This is a genomic window from Novosphingobium sp. NDB2Meth1 (assembly GCF_900117425.1).
Classification (GTDB): domain Bacteria; phylum Pseudomonadota; class Alphaproteobacteria; order Sphingomonadales; family Sphingomonadaceae; genus Novosphingobium.
In genome coordinates, this window is the sequence record NZ_FPEH01000032.1 from 582972 (window position 1) to 605769 (window position 22798).

Below are 22798 nucleotides of genomic sequence, written 5' to 3' on the forward strand. Positions count from 1 at the left end.
GCGCGAGGCACAAAAAAAGGCGGCCGTGCCAGGGCACGAGCCGCCATGAAGTCGAGAACTCGGCCGCATTGCTGCACCGAGCCCTTCGGGTCGCACGAGTCTGGTAGATCAGCAGCCTGCCAAAGAATTGTACGGATTCGACAAAATGGGTGGCAGCCATGCAACAGGCTAGTGAATTCAATGCTTAACTGGCGGTTAACCGACAAATTGGTTGCAATTGCGGCTTGGCGCGCCCGCCCGGTGCGGCAATAGAACCAGTGATCCGTAACGTTAAGGCGGATACGGACCGGAGGGAAACGCTCGCGCATGCTCTATTCGATTTGCCGCCCATTGCTGTTCCGCATTCCCGCCGAGCCTGCCCACCGCCTGACTATCGCCGCATTGGCAGCCGCACCACGCGGTGGGCGCATCGCACCGCAGCCACTGCTGTGCCAGCGAGTCGCGGGGCTCGTGTTCCCCAACCCGGTCGGGATCGCCGCCGGGTTCGACAAGAACGGCGAAGTTCCTGACGCGCTGCTTGGCCTTGGCTTCGGCTTTGTCGAAGCCGGCACGGTCACCCCGCGCCCGCAGGAAGGCAATCCCAAGCCGCGCCTGTTCCGCCTTGTCGAGGACAATGCGGTGATCAACCGCATGGGCTTCAACAACGCCGGCGCCCAGGTGGTCGCAGGCCGACTTGCCGCGCGGCAAGGCCGGCCCGGCGTCGTCGGTGCGAACATCGGTGCCAACAAGGATTCGGTCGACCGCATTGCCGACTATGCCGCGATGACGCGGATCATGGCCCCGCTGGCGAGCTATCTCACGGTCAATATCAGCTCGCCCAACACGCCCGGCCTGCGCGCCTTGCAGGATCCCGCGGCACTGGCCGACTTGCTCGATGCGGTGATCGAGGCGCGCGGTGCACTGCCAACCAAGCTGTTCCTCAAGCTCGCCCCCGATCTCACATCCACCGATATCGATGCGATCTGCCGAATCGCGGTCGACAAGCGGCTTGATGCTCTGATCGTCAGCAATACCACGATCACCCGCCCTTCGCTGCGCTCGCCGCTGGCCGGCGAGGCAGGCGGCCTCTCCGGCGAACCGCTGCGTCCGCTGGCACTGCAGGTGCTGCGCGATTTCCGCAGCGCCACTGCCGGCCGGATTCCGCTGATCGGCGTCGGCGGCATTGCCAGCGTAGACGATGCCTGGGCCCGCATCCGCGCCGGGGCCAGCTTGATCCAGATCTACAGCGCGCTGGTCTACGAAGGACCGGGGCTGGTCCGGCGCATCGTTGATGGCCTGGCCAAACGCGTGCGCGCCGAGGGCATGAGCAGCATTGCCGAGGCGGTCGGCAGCGAATAGGCACTGGCGGTGATGAAGAACCGCCTCACCCGCTCGCTGCTCACCTCGCTCGCTGTGGCATCGCTGGCAAGCGCGTGCGCGCCGTTGCCCAACGCCGCGCGCCCTGTCGCAGCGCTCGCCCCAACTCCTGAGCAGGCGCCGGAAGATCCGGGCGTCGTGACAGCCGCCGATCCCCGCGCCGCTGCGGCAGGCGCGGAAATGCTGCGCCTTGGCGGATCGGCGACCGACGCCGCCATCGCCATGATGCTCGCGCTCACCGTGGTCGAACCGCAAAGCTCCGGCATTGGCGGCGGCGGCTTCCTCGTGACGGCAGACGAAGCAGGCAAGGTTGAAAGCTTCGATGGGCGCGAAATGGCCCCCTCGGCCGCCACGCCGGACTGGTTCAAGGTTGATGGCAAGGTCCTCAGCCACAGCGATGCCGTCCCCGGCGGGCGCAGCGTCGGCGTTCCAGGCAACCTGCGCCTTGCCGCCATGGCCCATGCCCGCAACGGCAAGCTGCCCTGGCGCGTGCTGTTCGGCCCCGCGATCAAGCTGGCCGGGGACGGCTTCGCGATCACCCCGCGCCTCAACAACACGCTCGGCTTCGCGTCCGACATCGCCGGTTTGGACCCCGCAGGCCGCGCGCTGTTCTTCGGACCTGACGGCAATCCGCTCCCGGTCGGAACCGTCGTCCGCAATCCTGAACTCGCGGCGACGTTCGAGAAAATCGCCGCACTCGGCGCCGACAGCTTCTATCTGGGCGACAACGCCAAGGCGATCGCCGCCAAGGTCGGCACGGCGCCGCGCAACCCCGCGCCGATGTCCACCGCCGATCTTGCCGCCTACAAGGCCCGGCCCCGCGATCCCATCTGCGCCCGCTACCGCGTCTACCGCGTCTGCACGATGGGCCCGCCGTCTGCCGGCGGCGTGACCGTGCTGCAAACGCTGGGCGAGCTTGAGCGCTTCGATCTCAAGGCGATGGGCCCCGCCTCGCCAAAGGCCTGGCACCTTATCGCGGAAGCCGAGCGGCTCGCCTTTGCCGACCGCGATACATGGCTGGCTGATCCCGACTTCGTGCCCGTGCCGACCGCCGGCCTTATCGATCCCGCCTATTTCGCCGCCCGCTCCGCGCTGATCTCGGAGACCGCGGCCATCAACAATGCCGCGCCCGGCAAGCCAGCCGGTGCAAGCGATCGTTTCGCCATGGCCGCCCCGGTGGACGAGCATGGAACCACCCACTTTGCTGCCGTCGACCGCTGGGGCAACGCGGCCAGCTATACTGCGACCGTCGAAAGCGCATTCGGCTCGGGCCTCATGGTCGGCGGCTATTTCCTCAACAACGAGCTGACCGACTTCAACCTCGATCCTGACCGCGACGGCAAGCCTACCGCCAACCGCGTCGAGGCAGGCAAGCGGCCGCGCAGTTCGATGAGTCCGGTCGTGATCTATGGTCCCGACGGCCACTTGCGCCTGATCGCCGGCGCGGCGGGCGGCTATACCATCCCGCCGCAGGTGATCCGCGTGATCATCGGCACGCTCGATTGGAACCTGTCCGCGCGCGATGCCATCTCGCAAGGCATCGTGATGCCCGCGCCGGGCGGCGTGCTCGCGGTGGAAGCAGGCACTCCGCTTGCCGCCATGGTTCCGGCGCTGCAAACACTTGGCCATGCCAAGGTCGTCGCCGTCCCGATGCGCCTCAAGGCCAATGCCATCGAATGGGTGCCGGGAGCGGACGGCAAGAACCACTGGGTGGGCGCCGCCGACCCGCGCAGCGAAGGCGCCGCCGCCTCCCCTTGAGGCGCTATCCACAGCCCACCTTGCCCTTCCGCTACGGCACTCCTAGTTTCCGGGCCAAACACGTGACCCGCGGGCGCGGGCACCATGGGCAGGGGATCACCGCAACGTGCAGCTTTCCGATTTCGCGTCCTATCCGAATCTCGTCGCCATGTTCCTCGATCGGGCCGAGTTCTTCGGCGATCGTCCGTTCCTCTGGGCAAAGCGCGGCGGCACGTGGACATCGCAGAGCTGGCGCGAGGCAGCGGACCAGGTCTGCCTGCTGGCGGAGGCACTGCGCGGCCTTGGCCTCGATCCGGGTGACCGCGTCATCCTCGTGTCGGAAAACCGCCCGGAGTGGTGCATCGCCGACCTTGCGATCATGGCCGCCGGGCTGATCACCGTCCCCGCCTATGTCACCAACACCGAGCGCGACCATCTCCACGTGCTGGAAAACTCGGGTGCGCGGGCGGTGATCGTCTCCAACGCCAAGCTTGCCCAGCCGTTGCTCGCCGCCTGCCTGAGCGCGCGCGGGGTGGAGCATGTGATCGGCATCGAGCCGCTCCGCCGCATCCAGTCCGACCGCCTCGGCTTCCACGACTGGTCGGCCCTCACCAGCGGTGACGCCGCGCCTGCGCGCCTCTCGGCTGCCGCGCGCGTTGCTGCCATCGGCCGCGCCGATACGGCCTGCATCATCTACACCAGCGGCACCGGCGGCGCTCCGCGCGGCGTGCTCCAGCACCACGGCGCGATCCTCTGCAACGTCGACGGCGCGGCGCATGTCGTCGCCGAGGACCTGAGCTGGGACACAACTGGCCGCGAGACCGAAGTGTTCCTCTCCTTCCTCCCATTGAGCCATGCCTACGAGCATTCCGGCGGGCAGTTCCTCCCCATCGGTCTCGGCGCGCAGATTTACTATGCTGAGGGACTCGAGAAGCTCGCCAGCAACATCGAGGAGACCAGGCCCACACTTATGGTCGTCGTGCCGCGCCTGTTCGAGGTGCTGCGCGCGCGGATCATGAAGCAGGTCGAAAAGCAGGGCAAACTCCCGAACTACCTGATGGCCCGCGCGCTCGCGATCGGCGCGCGCAAGGCCGAAGGGGCAAACATCCTGCGCCGGATCATCGATGCACCGATGGATTTCTTCATCGAGCGCACCTTGCGCCCCAAGATCCGCCAGCGTTTCGGCGGACGCCTCAAAGCCCTCGTCTCGGGCGGCGCACCGCTCAATCCCGATGTCGGCCTGTTCTTCGATGCGATGGGCCTCACCATGCTGCAGGGCTACGGCCAGACCGAGGCAGGACCCGTCGTCAGCTGCAATCGTCCCAAGGTCGGCCTTGCAATGGACACCGTCGGCCCGCCGCTGCGCGGGGTCGAGGTGAAGATCGCGGATGACGGCGAGATTCTCGTGCGCGGCGAACTCGTCATGCACGGCTACTGGCACAACGATGCCGAAACGCTGCGCGCGATCCCGCAGGACGGGCCGAATGCCGGCTGGCTCCACACCGGCGACATCGGCCACTTCGACGAGAAGGGTCGCATCAAGATCACCGATCGCAAGAAGGACATGATCGTCAACGACAAGGGCGACAATGTCTCCCCCCAGCGGATCGAGGGCATGCTCACGCTTCAGCCCGAAATCGCGCAGGCGATGGTCTCGGGCGACAAGCGGCCTTACATCGTCGGCCTAATCGTCCCGGATCCCGAATGGGCGATGGAATGGTCGCGCGCGCAGGGCGAGAAGTACGATATGGCCGCCCTGTCCGACCTCCCCGCCTTCCGCAGCGCGGTGCGTGCGGCGGTGGACCGCGTGAACAAGGACCTCTCGGTGATCGAGAAAGTCCGCCAGATCACCCTCGCAGACGAGACCTTCACCATCGACAACGAGGAAATGACCCCCTCGATGAAGATCCGCCGCCACAAGATCAAGGAACGCTACGGGGCAAGGCTCGACGCGCTGTATAAAGCGTGACGCTACCGACCTCGTTCCGCTCCCGCCTCCGCGCATTCCGCGAGATGCGAGGGGATCCACCAGATCCAGGATTCATCGCCGATCTTGAGTTCCTCGAGAACCGCGATCTTGATCTTTCGGTCCGGCTGGGCGCGATGCTGGGCTTTAACGCACTGATGATCACCATCGGCACGCATCCCATCTCGGCCAGCCCCGGCGCGCCGCTCGCGCTTGATGCGCATAGTCAGCCACTGTTCGTGCTTGCCAGCCTTGCCGGGCTGGCGCCGCTGATCGTGTCTTGCGCGCTCGCGCTCAGGGCCATGCTGTTGGGCGAAGAATTCGACGCCGAAGGGCTGGAAGGCGATGCCGCGCTGCGCCAGCGCCTGTTTGCCAGCTTTGTGCACTCGATCGACGCGCAGGCCCATTATCTGCGCCTTGCCATCCGTTGGACGATCGCTGGCGGAGGACTGACGCTGCTGGTCTGGGTGTCCATCCTGACCGCCAAGATGATCTGACACCCCCCTTCAAGGCTCGGCGATATTGAACGCCCCCGGCATAGGATCGAGCGCGGCCAGCCACGCTTCCACCACCGCACGGTCGCCTTCCACCTTCAGCCCCGCCGCTTCCAGTTGCGCCAGCGGCAGTTTCAGGAACAGCAGGCCGAGCAGCAGACGGCGCGGGGCCGTCAGCGTCGCCGCCGGCCCGCTCGCCGCGCTCATCCGCGCCAGCATCGCGGTGCCTGTCAGTTCGACTCCCGCGGTCTCGCTACGCTCGGGCATCACTAGGTTGATTGCTGCGTGACGCCCCGCCAGCTTCGCCGGATCGATCCTTGTCGCCACCGAATCGAGCAGCAGCTGCGTCGGCACCGCCGCGATCATGTCCTGGCTCTGGCTCGATGTGGCCGAACTGATCCGCCCGTTGCGCAGCTCGTTCGCTGCGGCAAGAAACTGGTTGCGCCAGATCGCGCTCTCCGCCTGATAGCCCTGCTGCTCGTAGCTGTCGGCCAGCAGGGCGCGCGCCGCCTTGTCTGCAGGATTAGCGAACACCGCAGCGCTCAGCAGCTCCGACGACCAGCGGTAATCGCCCGCCTTCATCGCCGCCTTGGCCTGCGCCAGCACCTTGGCCCCGCCGCCAATCGCCGCGACCAGCCGCTTCGAGCGCTCCACCGCAGGCCATGGGTTGAGGTTGGCGGGCACCGCATCGTACCAGCCGAGGTAGAACTGATAGACCGCCTTCGCGTTGTGGCTGTAGGTGCCGTAGTAGCCATGGTTGAACCAGTCGGCGGCAATCGCGGCGGGCTGCACCAGATCTTCGGCAATCTCCGCCGGGGTCTCCCCCTTGTTCATCAGCCGCAGCGTCTGATCGTGGAGCAGGCGGTAGTTGTCGCGCTGGCTTGCCAGCATTCGGCTCACTTCCGCTTGCCCGAAGCGCGGCCAGCAGTGGCTCGAGATCACCGCATCACTGCGCCCGCCATAAAGCCGCAGCGCTTCATCGAGATAGCCCGCCCAGGCCCGCGTATCACGCACTTTCGCCCCGCGCGGAGTGAGGATATTGTGCAGTGAGCACGTGCTCATCTCCGCCGAAAGCAGCACTTTCGCCCCCGGCAGATAGACGTTGAGCTCGCTCGGCGCCTCGCTGCCCGAGACGATCTGGAACTCCATAGGCACGCCATCGACCACCCGAGTCTCGCCGGTGCGAGCGACCGTGTCCGTCGGCGCGATCAACGTGATCGTGCCCGAAGACACGCCCAGCCCGATGCCGCTCCCCATCTGCCCCTGCGCGCCCGGCACGAGGCCGCCGCCGAACTGGTACTGCGCGCGCCGCCCCATCGCGGCACCGGCAAGGATGTTCTCGCTCGCCGCTTCCTCGACAAAATGCGCCGGGGCCAGCACCTGCACTTTGCCCGCCGCCACGTCCGCCTCGGCGATCACCCCGCGCACCCCGCCGAAGTGGTCGGCATGGCTGTGGCTGTAGATCACTGCCGAAACCGGCCGCACGCCCAATTGCGCATTGACCAGCGCCAGCGCAGCCGCCGCTGTTTCCTTCGTCGTCAGCGGGTCGACCAGCACCCAGCCGGTTGCCCCACGGATCACGGTCATGTTCGAAACGTCGAAGCCGCGCACCTGCCAGACGCCGTCGGCCACAGCGAACAGGCCATGCTGCTTGAGCAACCCCACCTCCCGCCATAGCGAGGGATTGACGCTGGTGGGCGCAGCGCCCTGCACCCAATCATAGGCGGCGACGTTCCACACCGGCTTGCCCGCTGGATCGCGGATGACCGGATCGGCGGCGCTTGCCACGAAGCCTTGTGCGGCAAAGGCTGCATCGCGCCCGTCTTCCTGCGGCAGCGCGGCGGCCACGGCTTGCTGCGCCGCGACTGTCGCCGCGCTGGCAGGCTTGGGCGAAAGCGCCGGATCGGCAGCTGGTGCGGCCTGCGCCAAGCCAGGCAAAAATGCCGCCGTCGCCAAAGCAAGCCGCATCATGCGCGCGCGAAAAAGCATCCCGATCCCCTCCAGCCATTCTTATCCCGCCAGCTTGTCCGCTCGCAGACCGGCTGGCAAGGGGAGGCAAATCGCAAGGCCCCTCGCAAAGAATACAAGCCAAACGCCGCGAATTGTTCTATGGGGCGCGCTTCTCCCGGCGCGAGGCGAGCTTTTCAGGCTGCCACCGCGAGTCCGGCCCGCTATTCATCCCCGAAAGTCCTATGCCCTTTTCCCAGCTCCCCCCCGCCCTCGGCGCCGCCGTGGCAGCCCGTGGCTATGCCGCCCCCACCCCGGTCCAGGCCGCCGTCCTCGAAGCCGAAGCACATGGCCGCGATCTCGTCGTCTCGGCGCAGACCGGCTCGGGCAAGACCGTCGCCTTCGGCCTCGCCATGGCCGCCGACCTCCTAGCCGGTGAAGACAAGCTCGGCCCCGCCGGCGCCCCGCTCGCGCTCGTCATCGCCCCGACCCGCGAGCTCGCCCTTCAGGTCAGCCGCGAACTGATGTGGCTTTACGAGCAGACCGGCGCACGAATTGCCACCTGCGTCGGCGGCATGGACCCGTCGCGCGAACGCCGCACGCTGATGCACGGCACCCATATCGTCGTCGGCACCCCGGGTCGCCTGCGCGATCATCTCGAACGCGGCGCCCTCCAGCTGGCCGCGCTGCGTGTCGCCGTGCTCGACGAAGCCGACGAAATGCTCGACATGGGCTTCCGCGAAGACCTCGAGGCGATCCTCGACGCGACGCCCGACGAGCGCCGCACGCTGCTCTTCTCCGCGACAATGCCCTCGCCGATCGTCGCGCTTGCCCGCCGCTACCAGAACGATGCGCTGCGCATTTCGACCGTTACCGAAGAGCGCGGCCACGGCGATATCGACTATCAGGCGATGGCTGTCGCCCCCGCCGATATCGAGCACGCTGTCGTCAATCTGCTGCGCTTCCACGAGGCCGAAACCGCGATGCTGTTCTGCGCCACGCGCGACAATGTCCGCCGCCTCCACGCCAGCCTGACCGAGCGCGGCTTCGCGGTGGTCGCCCTCTCCGGCGAGCACAGCCAGAACGAACGCAACCACGCGCTGCAGGCGCTGCGCGACCGCCGCGCCCGCGTCTGCGTGGCGACCGACGTTGCCGCTCGCGGGATCGACCTGCCTTCGCTCAGCCTCGTCGTCCATGTCGAAATCCCGCGCGATGCGGAAACCTTGCAGCACCGCTCGGGCCGCACCGGGCGCGCGGGGAAGAAGGGCACCGCCGTGCTGATCGTCCCATATCCGCGCCGCAAGCGGGTCGAGGCGATGCTGCGCGGCGCGCGTATTCCCGCGCGCTGGGTGCCGGTGCCGTCCGCTGCCGATATCCGCGAAGCTGATTCAGCGCGTCTGATGTCGGTGCTGCTCGCGCCCGTCGAGGCGACCGAGGAAGACCGCGCGCTCGCCCAGCGCCTGCTTGCCGAACGCAGCCCGGAAGATATCGCCGCCGCGCTGGTGCAGGTCCACCGTTCAAAGCTGCCGGAGCCCGAGGATCTGATCAGCGGCGACGCCGGTCCGCCGCCCGGCCCGCGTGAGCCGCGCCCCGGTTTCGAGCAGAGCACGTGGATGCGGCTCAACATCGGGCGCAGCCAGAACGCCGATCCGCGCTGGATCCTGCCGCTGCTGTGCCGCCGCGGCCATGTCAGCCGCAGCGAAATCGGCGCGATCCGGATCACCGCGCGCGAAACGCTGTTCGAAGTGCCGACGGCGATCGCCGCGCGCTTCATGGACGCAGTGCGGCGCACGGCCGAGGAGGCTGACGAGTTCGAGATCTTGCCGATGGACGCTGCCCCCCGCGAGGAATCGCGTCGCCACCGCAGGGAAGGCAAGCCGGGCTACGCGCCCAAGCCCTATCGCACGCCGGGCCGGGCCGAAGCGCCCAAGCCGCACCGCAAGGGCACGTGGCGCGCCAAGCCCGACCGGGCCAAGTAGGTCAGCCTGCGAAGGCCCTCAAGCCGCGTCTTCCATCTCGACATATTCGGGAAAGAACTGCGGCGCGCGCATTGACCAGGCAGGAGCTGTCGCCGCGGCCTCGCTGATCGACTGCAGCAGTTCCTTGCGACGTTCCGGGCGGATGTGCGGCAGCGCGGCGGCCCCGCAAAAGGCGCCGGGGAGCCAGGGTCGCACTGCGGCACCGAGCAGGCGTTCATAGAGGAAGCGATAGGCCGAGAAGCTTTCGATGCGGCCCTGCGAGAGATCGAATGTGGTCACCCGCAGCAGCGGGCCCATCACACTTTCCAGGTCTTCAAGGCCCGCCGCCTCGCTACCCTCGCCATCTGCGGTCAACAGGCTGCGGAGGAGCTTGAGATCCTGATACATCACGTATTGTGTGCGGATCGAAGCCGCTTCGGCCGGCCCGCGCGCCCACCGGCGGAAGGCATCCTGCCGTCCGAGACCGATATCGAGACTACGCCGGATATAACGCTGCTCACTCGGCGAAAACCCGGCGAACTCCCGCATCTCGGTGAGAATGGTCTGCGTTGTCGTGGTCGTGGCCATAAGCCCCTCGCTGCGCTTTCCTCTGCCGGACCAACCCTTGCTGTCCAGCGTCGAAGCCCAAGCTAAGCCCGGCTGGTTAGGAAGAGATTAATTGGTTAATGCGCTTCCTCCCGGGCCATCTGGGGAAAGATTGGCAAAGCATGGCAGGCGCTGCCGCTGGGCCTCGTCAGCACCGGCGGCGGTAGCGGAAGTACCAGACCTCATGACCCTGCGCGCGGGCCTTGGCCTCATAGCGGGTTTCGGGCCAGCCGCCGGGGCGCTTCTGGAAGTCCGCCGCCTTTTGCGCCAGCCACTCGAACCGGTCGGTGTGGCGGCGCATGACCATCAGCGCGTGGCGCAAGTAGATCGGGTGATCGGTGCCGAAGCGGAATTCGCCGCCGGGCTTCAGCTTGCGTGCGATCAGATCGACCGGGCCATCGTTCATCATCCGCCGCTTGGCGTGGCGCGCCTTGGGCCAGGGATCGGGGTGCAGCAGGTAGACGAACGAGAGCGCACCGTCCGGCACGCGCGCCAGCACTTCCAGCGCATCGCCGTGGTGGATGCGTACGTTGCGGATAGGCATGCTGGTGGCGCTGCCATCGCTGCCGCGCCCGCCATCGAGATGGACCAGCGCCTGCGCCACCCCGTTGAGAAAGGGCTCCGCGCCGATAAAGCCGTGATCTGGCAGCATGTCCGCACGGCCCGCCATGTGTTCGCCGCCGCCGAAGCCGATCTCGAAGTGCAGCGGGCAATCATGGCCGAACAGGACCTGCGCCGTGACGGGGCCTTCTTCCGGCACCGCGATCTGCGGCAACAGGGTGTCTATCAGCGCCTGCTGCCCGGCGCGCAGCGGCTTGCCCTTGGCGCGGCCGTAGAGGCGGTTGATGGTGAGCGGATCGCCCGGCTTGTGTGCGGTCATGGTGCGGCGCCTCTGGCAGCGCGATGCCAGCCGGTCAACGCCCCTAGAAGCCGCGCCGGATCCCGATAGTCCAGCGCCGCGGCGCGCCAGGTCCGAGGAAGCGCGGGGAAGAGGCGCCCGGCGCTTCGGCCAGCAGCACCGATCCGATCTCGCCGAACGTGCCGAACGTAGCATGGCGGCGGTCCAGCAGATTGCGCACTTCGCCGAACAGCACGACCTCGCGCAGCAGTTCTATCCCCGCGCGCAGGTCAACGAGGACATAGCCCGGCACCAGCGCCGCTCGGTTCGATTCGTCTCCGAGCAGCACCTGCCCAGAGCGGGCGGAGACTGTTCCGCCGACAGTGAAGCGCCGCCACGGTCCTACCTTCCCGGCATAGTCCAGATTGAGGTTCGCGCTGTGACGCGGCACCCCGGGGAGACGGTCGCCGGGCTTCACGAGGATTGCGCCAGCTTCCGCCGCCGGATTCCCAGGGCTTGCGATCCGTACCGGCGAACGATTGGTGGCATCGGTGAACGCATATGTTGCCGCCACTCGCAGGCCGCCGCGCTGCGCGGTCAGCGAGAGCTCGATGCCCTGCCGCCGCGCATCGCCAAGGTTCTGGAAATAGGCGCGCCCGCGCACGCCCGAAGCGACACGGCGGATCTCGTCACGGCTGTCAGCGCGGTAGGCCGAGGCCAGCCATTCGATCCGCCAGCCGCCAGCGGTACCCTTGCCCGATGCACCCAGCTCCCACGTGTGCGCCACGACCTGGCGCAGCGGCGGATCGGCGACGAAGAAGTTGGCAAGGCTGCAGGGCGCTTCGGGATCGGCGCAGGACAGTTCCGCGGGCGTCGGCGCGCGGTTGGTCTCGGCATAACCGGCGCGCAGCGAGAGGCCGGGAACCGCATCCCAATCGAGCTCCAGCCCGGGGTTGAGCCGGCCGAAATGGTGCTGCCCATTGAGTGCGGTCCCGATCTGATCGTCGAGCCGGATTGCCGCGTAGTTGTAGCGTAGCCCCGCTTCTAGATGCAGGTTCGGCCCCAGCGGCAGCGTCTCCGCCACGAAGAACCCGGCGTAGAGATTGCGCGCGATCACCGAGACCGGGGCGATGGCGTTGTCATCTTGCGCGATCACCGGACCAACCGATTGCACGCCGCGCGTATCGTCCAATGTGCCAAGCTCGGTCGTGGCCCCAAATGCGCTGCGGCCATAGTCGAGGCTCGTGCCGATCGTGAACACGTTGCTGCCGCCCAGCAATGGCCGCCGATCGGTGATCTGGGCCAGCAGACCGAACGCGCGTGAGGACAGCGCACCGCGGTTGAACACGGCATAGGTCGGGTCGCCCGCCAACGCACGGATGGGACGGCCCTGCCGGTCGGTGAGGACTTCGGCTTCTTCCTCTCCCTCGTTTTCGGTTTCGAGGCAAAGGAGCCCGGTATCATCCTCGCAAGGTTCGATATCGGCTGCATCGCCATTGAGCAGGCGGCTCTTCAGCCACTGCGCGTAGAATGCCGCCTGCAACCGCGTGGTCGGCGAAAGATCAGCCCACGGGTGGAGGCTCAGGCGAGCAAAGCGGTTCTCGGTGCGATCCGGATGCGTGAACACCGCGCTGCGGCGGACGGCGAGCAACTCCTCCGGCGCCGCGCCATTGCCACTGAGGCCGGTGCTGGCGAGGACGAGCTTGGCATGGAGCCCGGCAGCGACGCCATCATAGCCCAGATCGGCATAGCCGCTGGCGAGCCGCGAAGTGCTGTAGTCGCGCCAGCCGTCCTCGCCGCGGAGTTGCACCGCCGCATAGGCGCTCCAGCGCCCTGCTGCGCCGCCGGCGGCAAGGCTCACATCGTGCGCGCCGTAAGCACCGAGCGAGGCATTGGCACTGAGGCCGGGTTCGCTGCGGCCCGTAGCAGTCTCCAGCACAAGCGCTCCGCCCAGCGCGTTGAGGCCATAGACCGGGCTCGAATCGACGAGCTCGACCGTCCGAAGCGCGACATCGGGCACCAGATCGAGCGATATCGTATCGCCGAAGGGCAGATTGAACCGCGCACCGTCGAGATAGGCGGCAAGGCCCTGCGACTGCCCTTGCGCGCCCGATGCGGTCTGCCCGCGATAGACCAGCGCCGGCTGCCACGGATTGCCCTGTGCATCCTGCAGGGTCACGCCCGGCAATTGGCGGGTCAGCGCACCTATCAGGTCCGGCCGCCCGCCGCGGGCGATGTCCCCGCGCGAGAGGCCGAGCGCGTCGTCGCTGTCCACTCCGGCGCCCGGCGCAGTGACGATAATGGACTGATCGATCTCCTGCGCCCGCGCACTGCAGGCCACGCACGCCAGCATGGTCGCAACGGCACTGGTGAGCTGTCCCCTCATCGGGTGCCCGGTATGCAAACCTGGCGTGCCAGACAAGAAAATTGGGATGGACGCCCGGCAGCCCATATGGTCACTCAGGGACCATGTCGGCGATGGAACGCTTGTCGGGTACACCTTCCCGTGAAGCCAGCGCGCTTGCGGACGCCTTGAACGTGCGCGAGCTGGAAGTGCTGCGGCTGCTCGCCGAGGGGCACACGATCAAATCGATTGCCGCACAGCTTGACCGGACCGAAGCCTCGATCAACGAACGGCTGCGCGATGCGCGGCGCAAGACCGGCGTAGGCAGCAGCCGCGAACTCGCCCGTCAGCTGGGAGCCCAGAAAAACTGGGACAAGAATCCTGATCTGGCAATGACATCGCCTTCGTCCGAGGCACCGGTCCAGCCCGCAAGCCGTGGGCTGACAGGACCGAAAGGAACGATTGCCATGCTGATCGCCATGCCTCTCATCGCCGCTGGATCGCTGCTGATGGCGGCCGACGCCCCCTACAACGCAGCTCGCCCGCAAAGCGCCGTGGCCGCAGCGCAAGGATCGCCGCTGGTCGGCCGCTGGGCGCTGGATGTGGCCGCTGTACCCGCCGAAGAACGTCCCCGCGCCGTCACCATCAGCTTCAGCGTCGCACCCGATCGGCGCTGGACCACCCTGGTCGAGATCGTCAATGCCGATGGCGGAACGCTTCACGCGGAATCGACCGCAGCGCTTGATGCCGCTCCCGTGCCGACCGCCGGCAACATGGGCTTCATCGACAGCGCGTCGCTGCGCCAGCCCGCTCCGGGCACGCTGGTGATGACGCTCGGCAAGGACGGCGCGCCCGTTTCTACGCGGGTCTATACCGTCTCGCGCGATCGCAAGTCGATGACCGAGACGATCATCTGGGCGGGCAGCACGATGCCCAAGCTCGAGACCAACACCTTCCACCGCATCGGCTGATCCCCAAACGCAAGCGGCCCGCCATTGCTGACGGGCCGCTGCGCACGGAGGTCGAGGCCGGGGGGCAGGAGGCCGGATCAGGCCGCTTCGACGTCCAGCTTGTCGTCCGGATCGCGCAGCACATAGCCGCGGCCCCAGACCGTCTCGATATAGTTCTCGCCATCGCAGGCATGGGCAAGCTTCTTGCGCAGCTTGCAGATGAACACGTCGATGATCTTGAGTTCGGGTTCGTCCATCCCGCCGTAGAGGTGGTTCAGGAACATTTCCTTGGTCAGCGTGGTGCCCTTGCGCAGCGAAAGCAGCTCGAGCATCGCATATTCCTTGCCCGTCAGATGGACACGGGCGCTGTCGACCTCGACCGTCTTGGCATCGAGATTGACCGAAAGCTTGCCGGTGCGGATGACCGACTGCGAGTGACCCTTCGAGCGGCGCACCACGGCGTGGATGCGGGCGATCAGCTCTTCGCGGTGGAACGGCTTGGTCACGTAGTCGTCGGCGCCGAAGCCGAACGAGCGGACCTTCGAGTCCATCTCGGCAATGCCCGAGAGGATGAGTACCGGCGTCTGCACCTTGGCGACGCGCAGCTTCTTGAGCACGTCGTACCCGTGCATGTCGGGCAAGTTCAGGTCGAGCAGGATGATGTCGTAATCATAGAGCTTGCCGAGATCGAGGCCTTCTTCCCCGAGATCGGTTGCATAGACATTGAAGCCTTCGGTGGTGAGCATAAGCTCAATCGCCTTGGCCGTGGTCGGCTCGTCCTCGATCAGCAGCACGCGCATTGGATAGCCCCTTGTTGCCATTCCCCGATGGCTTGAGCCCCACATCCGGGGCCTTCGCCGTCATTAACCATATGACCAATGAACATGAAAGGTTAATTTATCGTAAGCGAACGGCCCGGTACCCCTCGCATATCACTTATCTGGAATTTGTGCCCAGAATGGCAATTTCCCATTTCCATCCAACAGTTAAGAACCCTTATCTGGGATAACCTCGATGTCCGGGCGCGTATCACGAGGCGAAACCTTTTTTAAGAACTCCCGGTTTATCCGCCCGGTCCGGCGCCGGGAACACCGATCGCACCGGCCGCTTCGCGCAACTTGCGGGTCCCCGCGAGATCGTTGCGGAAGGCCGCAAGCCCGCCTTCGAGTGCCTTCGCCGCCTTGGCCGGCTCACCCAGTTGCATGCGGCTGCGCATCAGCATGATCCAGCCATCGGCATTGCCCGGGTTCTTCGCGAGCTTGGCTTCGAGCCCATCGACCATGCCGCGGATCATCGCTTCCTGCTGCCCCTTGGGCAGCGCCGAAGCAGCCTGTATCTCTGCCGAAGACGGCCCGGGGATCGCCCCGGAGGCGACTGCTGCGCCGTTGGTGGCCATTCCGCTGGCGGGCGGCGCGAACTGCGCGGCGGCAAGGCGCTCCTCGTAGGGGATCTTGTAGCGGTCCCCCACGCTCTTGATCACCGCGCGGATGTCTTCGGCATAGGGCGCATCCGACGGGGTATCCTTGAGCAGCGCGAACCACGCATCGATCGCCTTGCGGTGCTGGCCCGCCAGATCCATCGCCACAGCGCGGAAGTAACGCGCCCGCGCATCCTTGGGATCGAGCTTCAGCGCCTTCCTGAACGCTGCCTGTGCGTCTGCCGGAATCCTGCCTTCGCTCTTGCTCGCCAGCACGAGCGACTCGCCGAGGAAGGAGTACGTCTCGGCGTGGGTGTCATCGAGCTTGGTCGCTTCCTTCAACGCGGTCGCCGCTTCGGCGTAGCGCTCGGTCTGGAAGTAGGACCAGCCGAGCATGCGCCAGCCCTCCGCATCGTCGGGCTTGGCCTTGAGCCGTGCCTCCAGGCGAGTGATCACATCATCGACCGAAGGCGCCTGACTTTCGGTGGGCGCAGGTGGCTGGGCGATGATCTCGGCATCGCGCTGCCCGCGCCAGACCGCGACACCACCGGCACTGAGCGCGACAACCGCCGCGAGCACAAGCACGATGCGCCCGCCACGACCGGACGGTTTGCTGGTTGAAGCGGCAGACGAGGAGGCAGGATCTGGGGTCGGCTTGGATTCGGCCTCGGTCATCACATGCTCCCTTGTGCGCCGGTTCAGGCGCGTCCCCATATTGTCGGGCATATCCCCAGCCCCCCGCACCATGCAAGCGGCAGCGCAGCGGATTGCCTCGCGCCGGATCGGAACAGATTGGCGTACCAGCCCGGCTAAATTGCGGCTGGCAAACCACGGTGCATCGGCTAAACTCCAATGCAAACAGGGGCGCAAATCGGAAAACAGGGCACAGGGCCAGCCAACAGGGGTCCGTGTCAGGCAGCGCGGGGGGCGTGCACCGGTGAGCGAAGTCCATAAGGTTGCAATCATCGGATCAGGCCCCGCTGGCATGAGTGCGGCGAGCCGCGCGGCGCAGCTCGGCCTTGCGCATGTCCTGCTCGAAAAGACCGACCACCTTTCCGACACGATCTACAAGTACCAGAAGGGCAAGCACGTGATGGCAACGCCGTCACAGCTCGTGCTGCGCTCCGATCAGGAATTCGATGCCGGCAAGCGCGAGGACATCCTGGGCCGCTGGAACAAGCGGACCGAGGAACTCGGCGTCAATGTGAAGTACAACGCCGAAGTCAAATCGATCAAAGGCACAGGCCCCGCCATCGAAGGCTCGATCCAGAAGATTGTCACCCGCGCGCGCGACGGATCGACCACCACAACCGAACTGCAGCGCCACGCCCCGCCCTATGCGATCACCTTGACGAACGGCGAAGTGGTGATGGCCGATTCGGTCGTGCTCGCCATCGGCACGCAGGGCAACCCCAACCTGATGCGCTGCCCCGGCGCGGACCTGCCGCACGTGACCTATCAGCTCGACGATCCCTATGCGGTGCTGGACGAGCACATTGTCGTGGTCGGCACCGGCGACGCGGGGATCGAAAACGCGCGCGGGCTTGCCGAAGATTCGGCGCAGGGCAATGTCGTCACCATTCTCAACCGCTCGCCTAAATCGGCAAACGTGCGCGAAAGTTTTGCCACGGCCAAGGAGCCCAATGCCAAGGCGCTGGTCGAGGATGACACGGCGGGCAAGCTCACCATCCGCTACGAGACCGAGACCAAGGCCATCGAGCCGGGCTGGATCACGCTCAACACGCGAGACGGCGAGGAGCGCATCCGCTGCGACCGCATCATCGCGCGCATCGGCTCGGCCCCGCCGCGCGGCTTCGTCGAGGGCTGCGGGATCGAGTTTGCGAGCAATGATCGGCTCGCTTTCCCCACGCTTTCGCCGCAGTTCGAATCGACCGCGCCCGGCATCTTCGTGATCGGCGCGCTGGCTGGCTATCCGCTGATCAAGCACTGCATGAACCAGGGCTACGACGTCATCGAGTTCATCAACGGCAACGCGGACCTCAAGCCGGCGGACGAGCCGCTGCTCGAAGCCAAGTTCGCCAGCCTGCCCGGCAAGCGCAGCGTGGCTGAATGGCTGGAACTGCTGCGCACCAATATCGCCATCCTGAACGGCATGACCACGCTGCAGCTCCGCGAGTTCATGCTCGATTCGGATGCCCGCTTCTACAAGGCGGGCGATACGATCTTCGAGAAGAACGATCCCGGCTCCTCGCTCTTTGCCATTGCCGATGGATCGGTGAACGTGCGGATCGATGCCAATGATCCAAGCAAGGTCGTGCCGATCCAGAAGGGCTCGATCTTCGGTGAAGTCGGCCTCATTTCCGGGCGGCGGCGCGGCGCGACGGTGGTTGCAGCGAGCGACTGTATCTGCGTCGAGATCAGCCGCAACGCCGCGCTCAAGCTGCAGAGCCAGGTACCGAGCGCCCGGCGGACGATCGAGCGCATTTCGACCGAACGGCAACTGCTGCAGATGTTCGGCTCCGGTCTCACGCCGGACGACGTGCGCGAAGTCGTCGATACCGCCAAGATCATGGGCGTACGCGCGGGCGAGGCGATCATCACCGAAGGCGCCGACGACAAGGACATTTACGTCATCCGCGTCGGCTCGATGATCGTCGAGAAAGTCGTCGGCGGGAAGCCGGTGTTCCTCTCCTACCTTCCGGCGGGTTCCTATGTCGGCGAGATGGCGCTGATCGATGGCGGGCAGCGCACCGCCACCGTGCGTGCGGCGATCAAGAGCGAAGTGATCAAGATCGACGGCGAGGCGTTCGCGCGGGTGCTTGCGGCCAAGCCGGCGCTGCTGGAGCGTGCGCGCAAGGACATGGAAGCGCGGCGCGCGACCAATGCTTTCGTCGAATCGAAGAAGGACGGTTTCTCCGGCGTCGTCGATCTCTATTCGGAGCAGGCCAAGTTCCTCGTCAGCCAGGGCCTCGGTGAGGCGACCGACGTTCTCCTCATCGATGAACGGCTCTGCGTCGGCTGCGACAACTGCGAGAAGGCCTGCGCCGACAGCCACGATGGCCTTTCCCGGCTTGACCGGGAGGCAGGCAAGAGCTTCGCGCATCTCCACGTGCCGACGTCATGCCGCCACTGCGAGCATCCGCATTGCATGGCCGATTGCCCGCCCAACGCGATCCACCGCGGGGCGGACGGCGAGGTCTTCATCAACGACACCTGCATCGGCTGCGGCAACTGCCAGCGCAATTGCCCCTATGGCGTGATCCGCATGGACAAGGTGCCGCCGAAGAAACCCTCGCTCCTCTCATGGCTGTTCTTCGGCAGCGGGCCGGGGCCGGGCGAGCCGCCGTACAAATGGTCGAAGAAGAACACCAAATACACCGGCGACCCGGCCATCGACGAAGCGCTCGACCGCAAGAAGGCGATCAAGTGCGACATGTGCGCCGGCATCGAAGGCGGCCCGAGCTGCGTGCGCGCCTGCCCGACGGGGGCCGCGATCCGCGTCTCGCCCGACGAGTTCCTGACTGTCGCCCGCCTTGAAAACGAAGGGGCCTGAGCCATGGCAAGCACCCCGGCCCCCACCTCCCGCCGCCGCACCGGCGCCACGCGCGAGCGGCAGAGCACGCACGAGGGCTTCCTCGTTCACAAGAGCGGCAGGTGGATCAAGATATCCGCCGCGCTCGCCGCTGCGCTGATCCTGCTCTACATTTTCGTGCCGCTGCCGCCGCACCACTTCGGCTCGAGCTGGCTGGGCTACACGCTCGGCACCGTGGGCGCGCTGCTCATCCTGTGGCTGACCGCACTCGGCATGCGCAAGCGCGCGATCACGCCGGGGCGCTGGTCGCTGAAGGCATGGACCTCCGCCCACGTCTGGCTCGGCGTGCTGCTGATCGTGATCGGCACCCTCCATTCGGGCTTCGCCTTCGGTTGGAACGTCCACACGCTGGCTTGGGCGTTGATGATGATCGTGATCGTCTCGGGCATCTTCGGGGTGACGGCCTATGCCACCCTGCCCCGCGCACTCTCCGCCAACCGCTATGATGCGGAAGGCGCGATCACCGAGAAGCAGATGGTCGAAGCGCTGCGCTCGCTCGACCGACAGCTCCATGACGCCGCCCAGCCGCTCGACCGGGAGTGCGCCATCCTCGTCGACCACAGCCTTGAGCAGGACCCGTTCACCGGCTCGATCATCAACCGGCTGACCGGGCGCTACCCCGGTGACGCAACGCGCGAGGCGGCGAGCGAACTCCGCCGTCTGCGGGCGCATCGGCCGCGCGTGGCCGATGATCCGCTCGACAAGGTGGACGCGCTGCTTACCCGCAAGGAAGCCATGTTGGCGCGCCTCAGGCGGCACCTCAGGATCAAGGGCTGGCTGCAAGCCTGGCTCTACGTCCACGTCCCCATGACCTTCGCGCTGATCGCCGCGCTCTCCGCGCATATCGTCAGCGTCTTCTTCTACTGGTGAGCGCGCCCATGAGCTATGTCGTCCGCCAGATCGCCCTCAAGTCCAGCGGGGAGGAGATCGTCCGGCGCGCGGTCGTCGAGGAACCCGTTCTCGTCATCGGCCGCGACGGGTCTTCTGGCATTCACCTGCCCGACCTTGCCGTCGATCCCCGCCATGCCCGGATCCACGCGATCGATGCCGATACGCTGCTGATCGAATCGATCGGCGCGCAACCCTTTACGGTCAACGGCCGCTCGACCACGTCGAGCGAACTCGAAGTCGCCACAGGTGCCGAGCTTGCCTTCGGCGGCCATCGCATCACGTTGGCGCGCGAGGCGGAAAGCGGTCTCCCCGCCTTCACCGTGCGCCGCGTCGAGGCGGTTTCGGAAAGCGCCGAGGCCATCGACATTGGCAGCGCCTATACGCTGCAGAAGCTGCTTCCCGGCAAGCGCCTGTCCGCCTGGGGCTTTGCCGCATTGATGCTGCTGGCGTTCCTTGCGGTGCCGATCTGGTCGTGGGCAACCTACCAGCCGCTCGCGCTGCACAAGGATGCGCGTCGGCCGGCGGGCATTCATGGCGACCTGGCGTGGTCCTCGGGCAACCTCAGCCTCGCCCACAAGAACCTCGGCGGCGATTGCCAAGCCTGCCATGTAAAGCCCTTCGTGGCGGTGCGCGACAATGCCTGCATGACCTGCCACACGCAGGATGCCCACCAGCACATCGCCGATGGCGCCCGGCTTTTGAAGGCGCGCGGCGAGCCGACCGGATTCGCCGGATTCCAGCGCGCGGTCGCGAGCGCCTTCAACAAGCCCGCCGGAAGGTGTGTCGATTGTCACACCGAGCACGAGGGTGCGGGCGCTATGCCTGCCACGCAGCAGCAATTCTGCACCACCTGCCACGATGGACTGAAAACGCGCTTGCCCGATACGAAGATCGCCGATGCCGCCGATTTCGGAACGGCCCATCCCCAGTTCCGGCCCATGCTCGTGGCCGGGATCGGCGGGGACGGCAAACCCATGTTCCAGCGCGCCTTGTGGCAGCAGGGCATGAAGGAAAGCACCGGGCTCAAGTTCACCCACGCCCAACACCTCTCCAGAACCAACGGCATCGCGCAGATGGTGCGCCGCCGCCCGGGCGAGTTTGCCGCCAATGATGGGCTGGGCTGCAAGGACTGCCACCAGACCGACAGCGGCGGCGCGCGGTTCAAGCCGGTGGAGATGGAGAAGGCCTGCCAGTCGTGCCACGCGCTGACCTTCGACGAGATCGGTGGCACTTTCCGCACTTTGCGCCATGGCCAGCCCGAACAGGTGGTCGCCGATCTGCGCGCGGCGTTCCGGGGCGGCATGCCGCCGCGTCCGGCCAGCCTCGGCGGGATGGCGCGGCGCATCCCGGGCGCAGCGGCGCAGCAATCGACGGCCGCAGACTATGCCCGCGCGGTGCAATTCTATCCAATGCAGGCGGACGAGGCCGTGCGCCAAGTCTTCAGCAAAGGCGGCATGTGTTATGACTGCCATACGATCGGACGCGGCGGCAGCGCGGCGACCGCAGGCTTTACCGTGCAGAAAGTCGCGCAGAACGGGCGCTATTACAACAAGGGCTGGTTCGACCATAAGGATCACAACAAGTCCGAATGCGTGACCTGCCACGTCAAGGCAAACAGCTCGAACGATGCCGATGCCGTGCTGATACCCGGCATCGACGGCCAAGGCGGCTGCCGCTCGTGCCATGTCGGCGAAGGGGGGGCGAAACTTGCCTCCACAGCGGTCAAGGAACCGGTCGCGTCCGGCTGCGCGATGTGCCACGAATACCACATGGACAACGGCGCACCGTGGAAGCCGGCCGACAAGCGTAAGGGACCTGCGCTGCTCACCGCAGCCTGGGATCGTTCTCGCCATCCGCCGATGCTGCGATAGACGCCCTGGGGACCGCCGGATGCTGATAGCGCAGATTACCGATATCCACCTCGGCTTCGAGCCCGACAGCCCCGGCGAGTTCAACCGCCAGAGGCTTGACCGCGTGGTGGCGGAATTGCGCAGCATGGTTCCGCAGCCCGACATGCTGCTCGCGACCGGCGACCTCATCGACCGCGGGGACCGCGACAGCTACGAGCGGCTGCGCGAAGCACTCTCCGGCCTGCCCTTCCCGGTCTACTACGCGCTCGGCAATCACGACGAGCGCGCCAATTTTGCCGTAGTCTTTCCCGAGGCGGCGTTCGACGGCGGCTTCCTGCACTATGCCATCGAGACGCCGTCGCTGCGGCTGCTTGTGCTCGATACGCTTGAGGAAGGCCGCCACGGCGGCGCGTTCTGCGAAGCGCGCGCGGCGTGGCTCACTGCGCAGCTCAATGCCGAGCCGGAGCGCAAGACGCTGATCGTCCAGCACCACCCGCCCATCGAAGTCGGCATCGCGTGGATGAACACCGATCCCGCCGAGCCATGGGTCGCGCGGCTCGCGGCCTGCCTGCGCGGGCGGACCAACGTGATCGGCCTCGTCTGCGGGCACATCCACCGCGCGGTGACAGCGCATTGGGAAGGCCTTGTCGTCGCCACCTGTCCCTCGACCGCGCCCCAGATTGCCCTCGATTTCAGGCCCATCGATCCCGGCGTGCCTGATCAGCGCCCGCTGATCGTCGCCGATCCGCCCGCCTATGCACTGCACTGGTGGAACGGACGCGAACTGGTGACGCACTGGCAGACGGCGGAGGATCATGCGGTCCTCGCTCGCTTTGACGCCAATCTGCAGGACATGATCCAGCACATGCTGGCGGAGCGGCCCGGCTGACA

Annotated in this window: 16 protein-coding genes; 10 read left to right on the forward strand and 6 right to left on the reverse strand. The window is 66.6% G+C overall.

Annotated features, from left to right (window positions below; genetic code table 11):
* The first annotated feature begins 306 nt into the window (after positions 1 to 306).
* The 4 genes from NDB2M1_RS20990 (at position 307) to NDB2M1_RS21005 (ending at position 5556) form a co-directional block, all read left to right on the forward strand.
* Entirely contained in the window at positions 307 to 1338 is a 1032-nt protein-coding gene (locus tag NDB2M1_RS20990) for a quinone-dependent dihydroorotate dehydrogenase (RefSeq protein ID WP_072384634.1), read from the forward strand.
* 12 nt (positions 1339 to 1350) lie between these two features.
* On the forward strand, positions 1351 to 3114 hold the full coding sequence (gene ggt / locus NDB2M1_RS20995) for a gamma-glutamyltransferase (protein WP_072384635.1): 1764 nt from the start codon (positions 1351 to 1353) through the stop codon (positions 3112 to 3114).
* Positions 3115 to 3220: 106 nt separating this feature from the next.
* Positions 3221 to 5062, forward strand: a complete 1842-nt coding sequence (locus tag NDB2M1_RS21000; protein WP_072384636.1) for an AMP-dependent synthetase/ligase — start codon at positions 3221 to 3223, stop codon at positions 5060 to 5062.
* Between the two features lie 44 nt (positions 5063 to 5106).
* On the forward strand, positions 5107 to 5556 hold the full coding sequence (locus NDB2M1_RS21005) for a hypothetical protein (protein WP_072384637.1): 450 nt from the start codon (positions 5107 to 5109) through the stop codon (positions 5554 to 5556).
* Positions 5557 to 5565: 9 nt separating this feature from the next.
* Here the strand turns inward: NDB2M1_RS21005 and NDB2M1_RS21010 are convergent, their stop codons facing one another.
* Positions 5566 to 7482 (reverse strand): alkyl/aryl-sulfatase, encoded by a 1917-nt coding sequence (locus tag NDB2M1_RS21010; protein ID WP_171955464.1) that lies wholly within the window; start codon positions 7480 to 7482, stop codon positions 5566 to 5568.
* Positions 7483 to 7745: 263 nt separating this feature from the next.
* Between NDB2M1_RS21010 and NDB2M1_RS21015 the strand changes: the two genes are divergently transcribed.
* The gene (locus tag NDB2M1_RS21015; protein WP_143146864.1) at positions 7746 to 9479 is read left to right on the forward strand and encodes a DEAD/DEAH box helicase; all 1734 of its coding nucleotides are present in this window, start codon (positions 7746 to 7748) and stop codon (positions 9477 to 9479) included.
* An 18-nt stretch (positions 9480 to 9497) separates the two neighbouring features.
* Here NDB2M1_RS21015 and NDB2M1_RS21020 read toward each other — a convergent pair whose 3' ends face one another.
* The 3 genes from NDB2M1_RS21020 to NDB2M1_RS21030 all read right to left on the reverse strand — a co-directional run bounded on the left by NDB2M1_RS21020 (position 9498) and on the right by NDB2M1_RS21030 (position 13288).
* The gene (locus NDB2M1_RS21020) at positions 9498 to 10046 is read right to left on the reverse strand and encodes a hypothetical protein (RefSeq protein WP_072384639.1); all 549 of its coding nucleotides are present in this window, start codon (positions 10044 to 10046) and stop codon (positions 9498 to 9500) included.
* Between the two features lie 166 nt (positions 10047 to 10212).
* Positions 10213 to 10944 (reverse strand): tRNA (guanine(46)-N(7))-methyltransferase TrmB, encoded by a 732-nt coding sequence (locus NDB2M1_RS21025; RefSeq protein ID WP_054121407.1) that lies wholly within the window; start codon positions 10942 to 10944, stop codon positions 10213 to 10215.
* Positions 10945 to 10987: 43 nt separating this feature from the next.
* Positions 10988 to 13288: a TonB-dependent receptor gene (locus NDB2M1_RS21030; RefSeq protein ID WP_072384640.1), complete on the reverse strand. Its 2301-nt coding sequence runs from the start codon at positions 13286 to 13288 to the stop codon at positions 10988 to 10990.
* 92 nt (positions 13289 to 13380) lie between these two features.
* On the opposite strand from NDB2M1_RS21030, the gene NDB2M1_RS21035 reads away from it, so the two are divergent.
* Positions 13381 to 14217, forward strand: a complete 837-nt coding sequence (locus tag NDB2M1_RS21035; RefSeq protein WP_082364553.1) for a helix-turn-helix domain-containing protein — start codon at positions 13381 to 13383, stop codon at positions 14215 to 14217.
* A gap of 77 nt (positions 14218 to 14294) precedes the next feature.
* On the opposite strand, the gene ctrA is transcribed toward NDB2M1_RS21035, so the two are convergent.
* Entirely contained in the window at positions 14295 to 14996 is a 702-nt protein-coding gene (gene ctrA, locus NDB2M1_RS21040) for a response regulator transcription factor CtrA (protein ID WP_054121404.1), read from the reverse strand.
* A 263-nt stretch (positions 14997 to 15259) separates the two neighbouring features.
* Positions 15260 to 16288 (reverse strand): tetratricopeptide repeat protein, encoded by a 1029-nt coding sequence (locus NDB2M1_RS21045; RefSeq protein WP_054121492.1) that lies wholly within the window; start codon positions 16286 to 16288, stop codon positions 15260 to 15262.
* A gap of 262 nt (positions 16289 to 16550) precedes the next feature.
* Between NDB2M1_RS21045 and NDB2M1_RS21050 the strand changes: the two genes are divergently transcribed.
* The 4 genes from NDB2M1_RS21050 to NDB2M1_RS21065 are packed head-to-tail and all read left to right on the forward strand — an operon-like array spanning position 16551 to position 22796.
* On the forward strand, positions 16551 to 19127 hold the full coding sequence (locus NDB2M1_RS21050) for a cyclic nucleotide-binding domain-containing protein (RefSeq protein ID WP_072384641.1): 2577 nt from the start codon (positions 16551 to 16553) through the stop codon (positions 19125 to 19127).
* 3 nt (positions 19128 to 19130) lie between these two features.
* Entirely contained in the window at positions 19131 to 20036 is a 906-nt protein-coding gene (locus NDB2M1_RS21055) for a hypothetical protein (protein ID WP_054121402.1), read from the forward strand.
* Entirely contained in the window at positions 20033 to 21928 is a 1896-nt protein-coding gene (locus NDB2M1_RS21060; RefSeq protein ID WP_253185982.1) for a cytochrome c3 family protein, read from the forward strand. Before NDB2M1_RS21055 ends, NDB2M1_RS21060 begins: the two co-directional genes overlap by 4 nt.
* Positions 21929 to 21947: 19 nt before the next feature.
* On the forward strand, positions 21948 to 22796 hold the full coding sequence (locus NDB2M1_RS21065; RefSeq protein WP_072384643.1) for a phosphodiesterase: 849 nt from the start codon (positions 21948 to 21950) through the stop codon (positions 22794 to 22796).
* Positions 22797 to 22798 lie beyond the last annotated feature (2 nt).